The organism is Rhizobium hidalgonense, assembly GCF_002914525.1.
GTDB lineage: Bacteria > Pseudomonadota > Alphaproteobacteria > Rhizobiales > Rhizobiaceae > Rhizobium > Rhizobium hidalgonense.
Map to the genome: position 1 here is coordinate 104,628 of NZ_LODW01000052.1, position 14,528 is coordinate 119,155.

Consider the following 14,528-nt stretch of genomic DNA (forward strand, 5'->3'; position numbering starts at 1 on the left):
GCCTTGCTATCGCGCGGCTCAGGCCAGATCGAAACTGCCGCGATCGTCGCCCTGCTCGGCGGCAATCATGTGGATGCGCTCACGCATCAGCAGCCAGCCGACCACCAGCGCCGGAATGATCAGCAGCAGAGAGGCAACCGTGTAGGTACCGACCGGATAATCGAGGGCCATCAGGATCACGACGACCGCAAGGAAGCTCAGCGTCAGCACGCCGGTATAAGGCGCGCCGAACATCCGGAATTCGGGCCTTGCCAGCTTGCCTTGGCGCGACAGGTGCCACAGCTTGAGCTGGCACAGGATGATGACGCCCCATGCAGCGATGATGCCGAGCGCGGCAACATTCAAGCCGATCTCGAAAGCCGCTGCCGGAACGACAGCATTCAGCACGACGCCAAAGGCGGTCACAACAGCCGTCACCGCAATGCCGCCATAGGGCACGCCGGATCTGTTCATCTTCGCCAGCGCAGCCGGCGCCGATCCCGAAATCGCCATGGAATGAAGGATGCGGCCGGTCGAATAGAGGCCCGCATTGAGCGACGACAGGACGGCGGTCAGCACGACGAGGTTCATGACGACGTCGGCACCCTGGATGCCGATCTTGCCGAAGAAGGTCACGAACGGGCTCTCGCCGCCCTTATAGGCGGTATAGGGCAGCAGCAGCGACAGCAGCAGAACCGAGCCGACATAAAAGACCACCAGGCGCAGCACGACCGTCCGGATCGCCCGCGGCATGACCTTGCGCGCATTTTCGGTTTCGCCTGCGGCGGTGCCGATCAGCTCGATCGAGGCATAGGCGAACACCACGCCCTGTATCACGACCAGCGCCGGCAGAATTCCGCTCGGAAACATGCCGCCGAAGTCGGTGATGGTATTCAGCCCCGGAACGTGACCGTCGATCGGCGTGCCGGTGACGACGAAGTAGACTCCGACGATGAGGAAGACGACCAAAGCGAGAACCTTGACGAGGCTGAACCAGAATTCCAATTCGCCGAAGACCTTCACCGACAGCAGGTTCATGGCGAGGACGAGGACTAGCGCCACCAGCGCAAATACCCACTGATCGATCATGGCAATCCAGGGGACATAAGCCTTGAAGAAATTCATGTAGAGAGCCACCGCGGTGACATCAGCGACCGCCGTCATCGCCCAGGTCAGCCAATAGAGCCAGCCGACCGCGAAGGCGAGCTTTTCGCCGTAAAATTCACGGGCATAGGAGACGAACGAACCCGAAGTCGGGCGATGCACGATGAGTTCACCGAGAGCCCTGAGAACGAGGAAAGCGAAAAAGCCGCACAAGGCATAGACCAGCACGAGTGCCGGACCGGCAGCGGCGAGCCGCCCACCTGCGCCCAGAAACAAGCCGGTGCCGATGGCTCCGCCGATGGCGATCATCTGGATCTGCCGTGGCTTCAACGCTTTTTTGTAACCGAGGTCCTCCTCGGCGAAAACCTGGCCATCGGCCTCGGTTCTGGTGGATTCCATCACTGTCATTTTCCTCCCTATCCATAGGTTCGGCAACCTCCCGGCCGCCCCTCCGCGCAGCTGCCAACAAGATGTTCACCTGCTATGCAGTCTGACAGGTTTGGAAATAGATGCAAAAGCGGGCCTCGGTCAAGCGTCTTTCGTTCGACGGCGTGCATATATGGAAGGGGCTCGAGCAGTCGCCGATGCCTGGACACCGGGAGTGTTCGACAAGACTGTTGCGTGAAGCGCTTGCTAGCGCGGCTCGGCGCCGATGATGCGATTGAGCGCCGCCTCGACCTTTTTGAGATGGATTTCCATCGCGGCCCGGGCTTCGAGCTCCGACCCGGTACGGATGGCCTCGACGATGGCGCGATGCTCTTCGTTCGACTCCCGACGCCGCGGCCCCAACACCGTCAGCAGCCCGGATTGCTGCGCCATCGCCTCGCGAACCTCATCGACGATGTCGCGGAAGACAGCATTCTGCGACGACGCCGCGATCAGCCCATGAAACTCCGAATCCAGCCGCACCCAGGCCTCGGTATTTTCCTCCTGCTCCATATGCTCGCAAAGCCTGAGCAGCCGGGACAGCTCGTCGTCATTTCGACGCAGCGCCGCCCAGCCGGCGGCCGATACCTCGACATAGGGACGCGCCTCCATCAGATCACGCGCCGAATAATCGCCGTAACTGATATCTCCGTCGCCGGAGGCCGAAAGCACGTATGTACCGCTGCCCGTTCGTGTCTCCGTCAGCCCCAAAATCTGCAGCGAGCGTAGCGCTTCCCGCACGATCGGGCGGCTGACACCGTATTTTCCCGCCAGCTTCGCTTCTGACGGCAGCTTCGAACCGGCAGCAAACCGGCCGGAAAGGATGAGGCTGCGCAACTCCTCGAACACGAGTTCCGAGGCGCTTTTGCGACTGAGGACAGCGGTGTCGGACAGCCAGCTTTCTAGATCATTCATCGCTTTGCATCCGATCGGCGGCGCGCCCGGCTTCCCGGGCGCAAATTGGAAATCATTGCTTCGACGCGGTTCGTCTTTCATCGGTAATTCCGATGATGGATCGCTTGACCTCCAGCAGGTGCTCAGCCATGGCTGCGCGCGCATCCTCCTCGCTGCCCGCGGCCACGGCCTGCAGAATTCGGCGATGCTCCGCATTGGACGCCTTGCGCCGTCCGCGAACATGCTCGACGAGCTCCGATTGGGTCGAAAGCGCGCCGCGAACATCAGCGACGACTTTCCTGAAGATCGCATTGCCCGAGGCCTCGGCGATTTCTCCATGAAACGCCGCATCCATCCGCACCCATTTCTGGACATCCACTTCCGCGTCCATCCGGTCGCACAAGGATGTCAGCAGGGTCAACTGCTCGTGCGAGCGACGCAATGCCGCCCAGCCGGCAGCCGGTATTTCGATGCAGGGGCGCGCTTCCATGAGATCGCGGGCGGAATAGGCGCCGCCGCCCAGTTGGCGCGCGGGGCTTTCCGAAACGACGAAGGTGCCCCGGCCGGTCCGGGTCTGCGTGAACCCCAGTGTCTGCAGCGAGCGCAGCGCTTCACGCACGATAGCCCGGCTGATGCCGTAACGCTCGGCAAGCTGTACCTCCGAGGGAAGACGAATACCGAGAGCCAGTTTCCGATCGACAATGGCCGTGCGGATATCTTCGAAGACCGCTTCCGCAGCGTTTCTTCGGCTCATATCCTTCTTCTCCGACAGCCATGAATCCCTATCCCGCATCGAACGACGATGGGTGCAATCCCCAGAGCTGTCAAGCAACCGGACAGGCTCTTTGGCGGAGCTTGCCGACCGCATGCAGCGCGCCTCGCGAGGCCTACCAGAGCTTCATATGACGGTTGACGTCCTTGTAGAGCAGATAGCGGAACCGGCCGGGCCCGCCGGCATAACAGGCCTGCGGGCAGAAGGCGCGCAGCCACATGAAATCGCCGGCCTCGACCTCGACCCAATCCTGGTTCAGGCGATAGACCGCCTTGCCTTCCAGCACATAGAGGCCATGCTCCATGACATGGGTTTCCATGAAGGGGATCACAGCGCCCGGCTCCAGGGTGACGATGTTGACATGCATGTCGTAGCGCACATCGGCCGGATCGATGAAGCGGGTGGTGCCCCAGCGGCCGTCGGTATCCGGCATGGCGCGGATCGGATGGTCGTCCTCATGCGTGACGATCGCCGGCGGGGGCTCCAGCCCGTCGACCTCCTGAAAGGCCTTGCGGACCCAGTGGAAGATCGCTGCGGCCGAACCGTCGTTCTTGAGGCGCCAGGCCGAACCGGCAGGAATATAGACGAAGGAACCGGCGCGCAGCGCGTGGCTGACGCCTTCGAGCTCTACCGTCATGCCGCCTTCGACGACAAACAGCACCGCTTCGGCCCGCTTGTCGGGCTCCGGCCGATCGCTGCCACCGCCCGGCTGAACTTCCATCACATATTGCGAGAAGGTCTCGGAGAAGCCGGAAAGCGGCCGGGAGAGAACCCATGCCCGCGTTCCCGTCCAATGCGGAAGGAAACTCGTGACGATATCGCTCATGACGCCGCGGGGGATGACCGCGTAAGCCGTGGTGAAAACGGCTCTGCCGGAAAGCAACTGGGTCTGCGGCGGCAAACCGCCGAGCTTCGAAAAAAACTCTGTCTTGTCCATTGATACGGCTTTCCAGGCAGGTGTCTCTGCATCTGCTTTATGCGCCGCCGGCCCGTTAGGCAACTGCCAATAGGCCAAGCCAGGCCTAGCGATCGGCCATCACCAGATGGCCCGGCCCGACCTCGCGATAGAAGGTGGCCGGAGGCTGATAGTCGACGGCACGCATCGGGCTCTTGATCTCGTCATTCACCACCATCCGCTTCTCGTGGCGGCGATCGGGATCGGGCACCGGCACGGCTGCGATGAGTTTCTTCGTATAGGGATGCTGCGGATTTTCGAACACGGCGGCGCGCGGGCCGATCTCGACGATTTCGCCGAGATACATCACCGCCACCCGGTGGCTGACGCGCTCGACCACCGCCATGTCGTGCGAGATGAACAGGAAGGCGAGGTTGAGGCTCTGCTGCAGATCGAGCATCAGGTTGATGACCTGCGCCTTGATCGACACATCGAGTGCCGACACGCTCTCATCGGCGACGATGACCTTCGGCTGCAAGGCGAGCGCCCGGGCGATGCAGATGCGCTGACGCTGGCCGCCGGAAAATTCATGCGGAAAACGCGCCGCCATATCAGGAGACAGGCCGACCTTCACCAGCAAATCGGCGACCACGTCTTTTGCCTGTTTCGAACTGCCCATCCGATGTTCGAGAAAGGGCTCGGCGATCGCAGCACCGACGGTCATGCGCGGATTGAGGCTGGCAAAGGGATCTTGAAAAATCATCTGCACGGATTTGCGCATCTCGCGCAACTCCTGCCTGTCGAGGCCGAGCACCTCCCTGCCCTCGACGAGAACGGAGCCCGCCTGCGGCTCGATCAGACGCATGATAGCCCGCCCGGTCGTCGATTTGCCGCAGCCGGATTCACCGACGAGCGACAGCGTCTCGCCGGCATGAAGATCGAAGGAGACGTTTTCGACCGCGTGCACCCGGCTGGTGAGCCGGCCGAACAGGCCGGTATGAATGTCGAAACGCTTGGTGAGGTTCTTCACCTCGAGGACCGGCGTCGCTGCTACGGTATCGGCGGCCTCAGAGGGAATGTCCGATTCCCCTGTCGTGGTGTTGACCACCGGAAAACGCAGCGGCCTCTGCCGGCCCTGCATCGAGCCGAGCACCGGCACGGCGGATAGCAGCGCCCGGGTATAGGGATGTTTGCCGCGGTGGAAGATATCGGCTGTGGCACCGCTTTCGACCTGTTCGCCGCGATACATCACCACCGTCCGGTCGGCGATCTCGGCAACGACACCCATGTCATGGGTGATGAAGAGAACGGAGGTCCCCTCCTCTTCCTGCAGCATCTTGATCAGATCGAGGATCTGGCCCTGGATCGTCACATCGAGCGCCGTCGTCGGCTCGTCGGCGATCAGGAGCTTCGGCCGGCTGGCGAGCGCCATGGCGATCATCACCCGCTGACGCATGCCGCCGGAGAAACGATGCGGGTATTCACCGAAGCGCGAGGCGGCAGACGGGATGCGGACCTTTTCCAGCAGTCGGATCGTCTCAGCCCTGGCATCGGCCTTGCTCATCTCGGAATGGCATAACAGCGCTTCGGAAATCTGATCGCCGATGGTGAAGAGCGGATTAAGCGATGTCATCGGCTCCTGGAAGATCATCGCCACCTCATTGCCGCGCACCTGCCGCATGGCATGTTCCGGCAAGGCCAGGAGGTCGCGTCCGCCAAGAATGACGCTGCCCCCGACGCGGCTTGTGTCGGCCTGCAGCAGCCGCATGATCGAGAGCGAGGTGACACTCTTACCCGAGCCGGATTCCCCGACGATCGCCACGGTTTCAGCGGGGGCGACGGTGAAGGACACATCGCGCACGACCGGTTTCCAGGCGCCGTCGACCAGGAAGGACGTCGTCAGCCCCTCGACGGAAAGAACCGTGCTGGCTGTCTCGATCGATCGTGCTTGAACGCTGCCCATATCGTCTCTCCTGCGGCTCAATCCGGCCAGCGCAACAGCCCGTCGAAACGATGCCGGCTGCGGTTTTCGATCGGCGTGGCAATGATCTCATTGGAGGCGCGCGCCTTGTCGAGTTCCTCAGCCAGGCGCTCGGCGACGATTGTCTCTTGGCCCCGATGCAGGTTGCACGGGTCGAGATAGAAATAGCGGTGCTCCACCTCGTGATCGCGCACGATGATCGGCGGGTTGCCCCTCGCGAGCGCATCGGCCAGATCCCAGGCGGTGATATGCGCCTCTTCGGGATCGACGATCAGGCGCAGCCGATCGAGCGGATTGTGGGTCGGATCGGGTTCGATCAGTGCGGTGACGCCGGGGCGGCCGTCAAGCGTGCGCTTCCACAAGTTGAGATAGCCGGTCTCGCGTTCCCGGATGCCGGCATGGTCGCGGCGCTCCCAGGCTTCGAGTGCCGCCATGACGCCGAAGATGCTCTCCTTGCCGACCTTCATGCCGCGGCCGATGCCCATATTCTGCAGGAAGGCATGGCGCACCAGCTCCTTCCTGCCGGCGACGATGCCCGAGGTCGGGCCGCCGAGGAATTTGTGGCCGGAATAAAGTGCGATATCGGCCCCCTGCTCCAGGAAAATCCTGAGATCATATTCCGAGGCCGCATCGACGATAACCGGCACGCCCCTGGCGTGAGCGATCTCGACGAATTCCTTCAGGTTCAACAGGCCATAATCGACGACATGATGGGAGACGACATAGACGGCGGCGGCCGTCTTGTCGGTGATCGCATGCTCCATGTGGAAGCGATGCGTCGAGGTTGCCTGTCCCACCAGCACGACCTTGCCGCCGGCAAGCCGGATCGCCTGATCGACCGGGGCGCCATAGCTCACCACATGGCCCATCTGCACCAAGACTTCGTTTTTCTCGAGCATGGCATCCGGCAGCTTTTCGATCGCCAGCAGATTGTCGCCTGAGATGGCGCCGGCGACGGCGAGCGAGATGCCGGCCGAGCAGGAGGCAGTGACGAAGCCAGCCTCGCCGCCGGTCAGCCGGGCGATGACGGCGCTGGCCTTGCGCTGCAGGTCGTTGATCTCGACAAAATGCGGCAGGATCGATGCCATCGCTTCGATCGCCTCGGGCACGACGATCGAGGCGCCGAGGCTGGTCATCGTGCCGGACACATTGATGACGGGGCGAAGGCCGAGCGAAGGTCTGATATCATTGGGCATGAAGGTCTCCAGAGGTCTGGGGCGAGGAACGGGTCACGGGTGGACGCTGCTCCAAATATGCAAGCTCTCGTCAGCCATTCAAGGCGACGATCGCCTCGATTTCGACGGTGATGTTGCCGGGCAACGAGCCGAAGCCGACGGCCGAGCGGGCATGTTCGCCGGCCGCGCCGAAAACCGCGATCAGCAGATCCGAGCAGCCGTTGATGACGCTCGGATGATCCTCGAACTCCGGCACGGCATTGACCATCCCAAGCAGCTTGACCACCCGCTTGACGCGGGAGAGATCGCCGAGCGCATCATGCATGACGGCGAGCAGGTTGATGCCGGTCAGCCGCGCATGCCGATAGGCCTCCTCGACACCGACGTCGGCTCCGACCTTGCCCGCATGCAGGAAGCCGTCGGCCTCGCGCGGCCCCTGGCCGGAGAGGTAGAGCATATTGCCCTCCACCACATGCGTCACGAAATTGGCGATCGGCGGCGGCGGCGGCGGAAGCTTGATACCGAGGGCAGCCAAGCGTTGGTAAGGCGAGCTCTCGACCTTGCTGGCGGCGGTTGGAAACTGATTCACGCAAACTCCTGTCATGCGAATTTTGGATTGGCGAATTTGGGAGCCGATTGAGAGGTCGGCGGATTAAAGGTCCTTGCGAAGTCTTGGATCGAGCATGTCTCTGAGGCCGTCACCGACCATCTGCAACGACAGCACCGAGAGAATGATGGCCACACCCGGAAACAGCGTCATCCAGTCGGCCTGGCCGATATATTGCCGGCCGGCGGCAATCATCGTTCCCCAGGTCGGAATCTCCGGGCTGACGCCGAGGCCGAGGAAAGACAGGCCGGCTTCGGCAAGCATGGCGCTGGCGAAGAGGAAGGTCGCCTGCACCAGGATCGGCGAGAGCAGATTGCGCAGCACGTGCCGCGTCATGATGTGGAAAGTGGAAATGCCGAGCGCCCTTGCCGCCTCGACATAAGGCAGCTCGCGAATAACCAGCGTCGACGCACGCACGATACGGGCAAGGCGCGGCGCATAGACGATCGACAGCGCGATGATGACGGTGGTCAAGGACGGGCCGAGGGCGGCGACCAAGGCGATCGCCAGCAGAATGTCCGGAAAGGCCATCATCGCATCGATCAGCCGGGCGATCGGCGTGTCGAGCTTCTGGAAAAAGCCGGCAAGCAGGCCGAGTGTAACGCCGATCACCGCCGACAGGCTGACGACCGCGGCGCCGACCAGCAGCGACAGCCGGCCGGCGAAGATCGTGCGCGAGAAAACATCACGGCCGAACTCGTCGGTGCCGAAAAAGAAGGTCTCGCTCGGCGGTTTCAGCCGGTTGACGATGGAAAGCTTGGAGGGCGAATAGGGTGCCACGACAGGCGCAAAGACCGCGAGCAGCACGAAGATCGTCAGGATCAGCAGGCCGAAGGCCACCGTCTTTCGCTTCAGCAGGCGGCGGACGAATTTGCTGCTTTCGCGCTCGGCTGATTTGATTGCGATATCGGCCATCAGTAGCGCACCCTCGGATCGACCAGCAGATAGAGCATGTCGATCGCAAAATTGATCAGCACATAGAGCGCGGCGATGACGAGCAGCGCCCCCTGGATGACCGGATAATCGCGGCGCAGCACCGCCGAGACGACGAGGTTGCCGACGCCAGGCAGGCCGAAGACGGTCTCGGTGACGACGGCGCCTGAAATCAGCACCGCCGCCGTCAGCCCGAGCACCGTCAGGATCGGGATCAGCGCATTCTTCAGCGCGTGCTTGAGGATGACCTTGCGCTCGATCAGCCCCTTGGCGCGCGCCGTGCGGATATAATCGTCGCCGAGCACATCGAGCATCGAGGCGCGGGTGAAGCGCAGGATCAGCGCCGAAGAGACGATGCCGAGCGCAAAGGCCGGCAGCGTCAGATGATACATGCGCTCTGGGAAGGTCGAGCCGGGGCCGCCATAACCGGAGACCGGGAAGAGGTTGAACCGGACGGCGAAGACCTGCATCAGGATCAGGCCGAGCCAGAAGCTCGGAATGCTGGCGGCAAACATCGCCAGCGTCGTTGCCGCCTGGTCGACGAAGGAGCCGCGCCGATAGGCAGCATAGATGCCGATCGGCAAAGCGATGATGCTGGCGATGAGAAGCGAAAACAGCGTCAGGAAGAAGGTCGGCTCGGCGCGGTCGAGCAGAGCCGACGTCACCGGCATGTTGAGGAAGATCGACTGGCCGAGATCACCTTTCAGCAGTTGGCCGATATAATAGACATATTGCAGGCCGAGCGACTGATCGAGGCCGAGCCGGCTCCTGAGATCGGCAACATCCTGCGGCGTCGCATCTGGCCCGAGCATGACGGCCGCCGGATCACCCGGCGTCACGCGCACGATGACGAAGACGATCGTGACGACGAGAAACATCACGACGATCATGCCGAACAGGCGCTGGAGGATGTAACGGATCATCCCAACTTTGCTCCTGTACTTGGTCGATGTAGCATCGAGGCGGAATCCGCCGCCCCTCTTCCCTCATTCCTGTGCTCGTCACAGGAATCCAGCGCGTCCAAGTCCTTGGGCGCAAAAGACTCCGTGACCGGATAACGGTCAATCACGGCGCGGACGCGCCGTGGCTGGATTCCTGTGACATCCCTCGGGCGAAGCCCGAGGAAGGGAATGAGGGAGCAAGTGGAGGCCACCGACGTCACTCCATCACTTCTTGATCGAAGCGTTCCAGAAATACGGCCATGGGGCCGGATCGACGCCCTCGAGCTTGACCGACTTCGCCGAGACCGCATTGAAATCGCCGATCTTCATGAAGGGCGCGTCTGTATAAATCGCCTTCTGGACATCGGCCCAGAGCGCCACGCGCTTCTTCGGATCGACCTCGGAGGTGAAGGCATCGACGGCGGCCTTGCGGGCCGGCGTATCCCACCAGCCGGGCGAGCTGGTCGAGAGCGAGCCGATGAGGGCCGGCTCCGGCAGGAAGGGGCTGTGGGTGATGTAGATATCCCAGAGCTTCGGATCGGTGCGGCGCTGCGTCAGCGTCGCCCAGTCCACCACCTGCATATCGACGGTGAAGCCGGCAAGCTTCAGATATTCTGCGGCGACCTGCGCCATCTTGTAATGGAACTCATACTGGCGGCTGGTCAGGATGCGGATCGGCTCGCCATTATAACCGGCCTTCTTGGCGGCAGCGGCCGCGCCTTCCGGATCGGCGACATTATAGGCGCCTTCGACGCCGGCATCCGTCGACCAGGAGAAGGTCTTCGGATAGATGGCGCCATCGAGCGCATAAAAATCCTTGCTGCCGAAAGCTGCGGCCAGCATGTCTTCCATGCTCAGCGCCTGGCGGATCGCCTTGCGGATCTCGACATTTCCAGCGACGCCCTCCTTCGTGTTGAAGACGAAGACCGGATAACCGAAGGGCTTCAGCATGACCGGCTGCGAGGCCGTCGACGCTTTCAGCTTGTCGTAGGATTCCACCGCGATCGAATCGACATAGTCATACTGGCCGGAGACGGCGGCTTCGACGCGGGTATTCGCATCCGGCACCGGCACGAAGCGGATCTCGTCGAGATATTGATGACGGGCGCCGCCGTAGCCATTGCTGTCGGCCTCACGTGACTTGTAGCCATCGAAACGGACGAGCTGGATATACTGGTCGGCCTTGCGCTCCTTCAGCATGTAGGGACCGGTGCCGATGAACTCCTTCATCGGCTCGTCCTGTTTTTCGGCCGGAATGATGATCGCCGCCGAATTGTTGAAGGCAAGCAGCGACGTCAGCGGCGCATAGGGCTGCTTCAGCGTGATGGTGACGGTGGAAGCATCGCTAGCGGTGACCTTGTCGATGAAGCCGGCCACCTGCTTGCCGCGCGAGGCGATCTTCATCCAGCGGCCAAGCGAGGCGACGACATCTTCCGAAGTCATGTCGCTATTGTCGTGGAACTTGATGCCGGTCCGGAGCTTGATCGTATAGGTTTTGCCGTCGGCGCTGATCTCGGGCAGGCTTTCGGCCAGAAGCGGCGTGACGTTCCAGCTCTTGTCGAAAGTGTAGAGCGTTTCGAAAATATGCTGGGTGACGATGCCGACGAGATCGGCTGTCGACGACATCGGATCGAGCGTCGGCGGCTCGCCGATCGTTGCGACATTGATGACGCCGCCCTTTTCCTGGGCAGAGAGGGTCGAAGGCAGGCCGACGAGCGCGGTGCCGAGCAGGAATGCGACCAGTGTTTTCATGTGTGGGCTCCCGTTTAGTTCCATTATTATGCAATTCATCTTTTTGTAACAGAATAAGAGATGAAGCGATGGTGTCAAGCGGAAGCCGCTGATTATATCGTGGGACGAGGATCAGGAGGGGGGAAGCGCGCCCACTAGCCGTCTACGCCAGGGTTGTGCACTATGCCCCGGCGGGGAATCGGCAACCCCGCAGCTTTGATGGTGGGAGGGTGGAATGAACATCGATTTCAACGACGGAAAATGGCTGAACGAACCGGCCAGCTGGCGCGCAGACGAAACCGGCCTCACCCTGACGACCGACGAGAAAACCGATTTCTGGCGCGAAACCCATTACGGCTTCACCCGCGACAACGGCCACTTCCTCTGCTTTCCCACCACCGAGAGCTTTACCGCCCAGATCCGCATCCAGGGCGAATTCCGCACCCTTTACGACCAGGCCGGCCTGATGGTGCGCCTCGACGAGAAACGCTGGGTAAAAACCGGCGTCGAATTCACCGACGGCGAACCCTTCCTCAGCACCGTCGTCACCGACGGCAGATCCGACTGGTCGGTGTCGCAGCCCTTCAAGGAGCTCGACGATTTCCATATCCGCGTCACCGTCGCAGGCGGCGCCATGCGCATCCAGGCTTCACGCGACGGCCGCCATTGGCCGCTGCTGCGGTTAGCGCCGTTTCCGACCGCAGACCGCTATGAGGTGGGGCCGGCTGCGTGCACGCCGGAGCGCAGTGGTTTGACGGTACGGTTTTCGGAGTTTTCGATCGGGGCGGCGGTTACGACGGGACTTCATGATTTGAGTTAGCCGATCTAATGAGAACCCTCCGCAACCAATCCTTCCCGACCTTGGAGCCTGAAATTGTCAGCTTGCAACCTATTGAGGCAGTAGATAGCCTCACGATGCCAGCCAGAGTTCTGGATAGTTAGCAGCCTAAAGGGGAAAACCTTGAAACGTTTACTGACCACGCCTGTATTTTTAGCACTATTTTCTTTGAGCTCGTGTGCAACCTCGCCATCACCCAATTCGGCAGCAGGCGCAACCTCTGACGCTTGCGGTGCCTCTCGATATCAAAAGTTTGTAGGAGGCCCATCGTCTGCTACTGCGGGGCTGAAAATACCCGGAGATTCGCGACACTATGGAAGTGAAGAACGAGTTGCTACCGATACGCCTTCGCGTTTGAATTTCGTCCATAGTGGCACCGCAGTCCAATCCGTGACTGATCCGAAATCCAAGGTGATACGCGTATTTTGTGGATGAAAGCCCAGCCGCTCGACGCTGAGTGAAAAACAGAAAAAGGACGTATGCGAAGACCTAGCGGCGGGAATCAGCGTTTCAGCCATTGCTGGAAAACTTGCGACCAGGCGCCAGACCATTATGCGGGTGCGCGACAAACGTTAGAGCTTAACGCAGGATTTTTGACTGCCCTTGTCCTGACCCCTATTCCGATGGGGAAATAGAAAACGGAACGCACGGGCGGGAGCAGTCGGTCCCGCCTCCCTGCCGGCCGCTATGCTGAGGCTCCTGCGGCTGCCCTTGTTCCGCCCTTGGCGTGACGAGATTCCCGAAATCCCGCCTTGCGGCCGCTATGCTGATTTCTCCGATACTCTTCATTGCCGGCTTTCAATCCCGCCGACGGCGATTGATTGGAGGGGAGGTCAGCTGCGTTCGAGACGAATAGGATTGTCATAATGCCGAAATCCGGCTTGCGGGAACAGCTTCCAGTCACGTCTGCCGTCCCGGTGGTCTTTTCCGCCCGGTGCGGGTTGAAGAACTGGCGGCTGATAGCGACTTCATAGCAAACCGGATCGATGACACTGACCACAGAGAGACTGCGCTTGAAGCGTAACTTAATCAGAGTTTTTGAGCAGTTCCGCTTCTTTGATCATCGCATCCAAACGATATGGCAATATCCCTGGAATTCCAGCCAGTTTCCATGCGCTAAAATACTCTGGATAACTGCTGTATATTTTTCCGTCGACCTCAATCTGCTTGCTCTCCGACTCGGATGATCCGAATCTAAGCATGAATTTCAGATGGATCATCGCCATTGATCGCAGTCGGCGTGAATGTCTATCTAGGCTATCAATAGACTCCACATCTGAATATTTCGAGTTTCCCTCCAAGATAGCCAGCAACTCCTTGGTCAAGCCAAGCTCCAAAGCACGATCTACAAAGGATGCTTCCGACATTCTCTCACCCACCTTACTTGGTAGATTTGGCCGCTGGAGTTCGCCGATGCGATTCTCATTGTCCATATGAGAGCCTCAATACGGTGGGCAGCCTGTGACGATGCGCTCACCTATCGGCTCAGTCATGGCCTTTACAGGTACTCCGTAAACAACTGGAAGGTAACCATTGGGTGTCAGCCACGACGAGTCGCGCCGGTCTCCAATCTCTTAAGATGGACTCTAATTGTCAGTTCATATGTCAAAATTTAGCGCGAACATATATTCAATCAGTCGCAACTGATTGGTCATTCCCCTAAGAACCGTCTCTTCAAGAACTGTTGGTAACGTTCTGGAGATACGCCAATAATCGGCCGTACGTCATTACCCATTGCTGACATCTGATCGACGATAGCCTGCACGAAATAATACATGAAATCTCCATGTTCTGCCATCAAGCCGTTGTATTCTTGAAGAAAGCTGCACATGTCTTGTGCAGAGCTCTTCTCAGCCATGTTCCATGCCAAAATCTCGGCCGCCGATATATAATGCCTGAGACGAATTGCTCGTTGAAGCCCTCCGAACTCATCAAGAAGTGTGTCGACTTCGTCGCTGCTGAAGTAACCGAGGGACACCAAGCGTTGGACAAGCTCTCGAAAAAACTCACCGTCCGAGAGCATAATGGAGATCCCTCTCAAGTCCTTTAGCAAGGTCATCCAATGGTTGAGTCATCCGAATAATTGGCAAATGCTGTCCGGGACAGATGGCGCGGACTTACCAATATTTTTTTTGATCAACCAAGGACCAGCAACGAGATCGATATTGTCGATGCCGCCTCCACTGTTGATTTCCACTGAGAGCTGACCCGGCGCAGCCAGATATTTCCATTGAGAATTGACCCATGTTTCA

15 protein-coding genes are annotated in these 14,528 nt (G+C 60.3%); 1 reads left to right on the forward strand and 14 read right to left on the reverse strand.

Annotation, left to right across the window (positions count from 1 at the left end; all coding sequences use genetic code 11):
* Positions 1 to 18: 18 nt before the first annotated feature.
* The 10 genes from ATY29_RS14610 to ATY29_RS14660 form a co-directional block, all read right to left on the reverse strand.
* Positions 19 to 1,491, reverse strand: a complete 1,473-nt coding sequence (locus ATY29_RS14610) for an amino acid permease (protein WP_097536739.1) — start codon at positions 1,489 to 1,491, stop codon at positions 19 to 21.
* Between the two features lie 225 nt (positions 1,492 to 1,716).
* Complete coding sequence (locus ATY29_RS14615; protein ID WP_097536751.1) at positions 1,717 to 2,424, reverse strand: FadR/GntR family transcriptional regulator; 708 nt, start codon at positions 2,422 to 2,424, stop codon at positions 1,717 to 1,719.
* A 52-nt stretch (positions 2,425 to 2,476) separates the two neighbouring features.
* On the reverse strand, positions 2,477 to 3,196 hold the full coding sequence (locus tag ATY29_RS14620) for a FadR/GntR family transcriptional regulator (protein WP_097536740.1): 720 nt from the start codon (positions 3,194 to 3,196) through the stop codon (positions 2,477 to 2,479).
* A gap of 94 nt (positions 3,197 to 3,290) precedes the next feature.
* Complete coding sequence (locus tag ATY29_RS14625; RefSeq protein ID WP_097536741.1) at positions 3,291 to 4,112, reverse strand: bifunctional allantoicase/(S)-ureidoglycine aminohydrolase; 822 nt, start codon at positions 4,110 to 4,112, stop codon at positions 3,291 to 3,293.
* 85 nt (positions 4,113 to 4,197) lie between these two features.
* Positions 4,198 to 6,033, reverse strand: coding sequence for an ABC transporter ATP-binding protein (locus ATY29_RS14630; protein WP_097536742.1), 1,836 nt, complete (start codon positions 6,031 to 6,033; stop codon positions 4,198 to 4,200).
* Between the two features lie 17 nt (positions 6,034 to 6,050).
* Entirely contained in the window at positions 6,051 to 7,247 is a 1,197-nt protein-coding gene (locus tag ATY29_RS14635) for an aminotransferase class V-fold PLP-dependent enzyme (RefSeq protein ID WP_003563893.1), read from the reverse strand.
* 70 nt (positions 7,248 to 7,317) lie between these two features.
* Positions 7,318 to 7,830, reverse strand: a complete 513-nt coding sequence (locus tag ATY29_RS14640) for a RidA family protein (RefSeq protein WP_097536743.1) — start codon at positions 7,828 to 7,830, stop codon at positions 7,318 to 7,320.
* 48 nt (positions 7,831 to 7,878) lie between these two features.
* Positions 7,879 to 8,748, reverse strand: coding sequence for an ABC transporter permease (locus ATY29_RS14645; RefSeq protein ID WP_097536744.1), 870 nt, complete (start codon positions 8,746 to 8,748; stop codon positions 7,879 to 7,881).
* On the reverse strand, positions 8,748 to 9,689 hold the full coding sequence (locus ATY29_RS14650) for an ABC transporter permease (protein ID WP_165779434.1): 942 nt from the start codon (positions 9,687 to 9,689) through the stop codon (positions 8,748 to 8,750). Before ATY29_RS14650 ends, ATY29_RS14645 begins: the two co-directional genes overlap by 1 nt.
* Before the next feature lie 243 nt (positions 9,690 to 9,932).
* Entirely contained in the window at positions 9,933 to 11,459 is a 1,527-nt protein-coding gene (locus ATY29_RS14660) for an ABC transporter substrate-binding protein (RefSeq protein ID WP_097536745.1), read from the reverse strand.
* 214 nt (positions 11,460 to 11,673) lie between these two features.
* Between ATY29_RS14660 and ATY29_RS14665 the strand changes: the two genes are divergently transcribed.
* A complete protein-coding gene (locus tag ATY29_RS14665) occupies positions 11,674 to 12,258 on the forward strand; it encodes a DUF1349 domain-containing protein (RefSeq protein WP_097536746.1) in 585 nt (194 codons plus the stop codon).
* A 703-nt stretch (positions 12,259 to 12,961) separates the two neighbouring features.
* On the opposite strand, the gene ATY29_RS36400 is transcribed toward ATY29_RS14665, so the two are convergent.
* From ATY29_RS36400 to ATY29_RS37310, 4 genes are all read right to left on the reverse strand, one after another.
* On the reverse strand, positions 12,962 to 13,276 hold the full coding sequence (locus ATY29_RS36400; RefSeq protein WP_146053994.1) for a hypothetical protein: 315 nt from the start codon (positions 13,274 to 13,276) through the stop codon (positions 12,962 to 12,964).
* A 25-nt stretch (positions 13,277 to 13,301) separates the two neighbouring features.
* Positions 13,302 to 13,709: a hypothetical protein gene (locus ATY29_RS14675; RefSeq protein ID WP_037091205.1), complete on the reverse strand. Its 408-nt coding sequence runs from the start codon at positions 13,707 to 13,709 to the stop codon at positions 13,302 to 13,304.
* 218 nt (positions 13,710 to 13,927) lie between these two features.
* Positions 13,928 to 14,335: a hypothetical protein gene (locus tag ATY29_RS14680; protein ID WP_097536747.1), complete on the reverse strand. Its 408-nt coding sequence runs from the start codon at positions 14,333 to 14,335 to the stop codon at positions 13,928 to 13,930.
* Between the two features lie 12 nt (positions 14,336 to 14,347).
* On the reverse strand, positions 14,348 to 14,528 hold a 181-nt coding region (locus ATY29_RS37310; RefSeq protein WP_207797759.1), incomplete at its 5' end, for a hypothetical protein.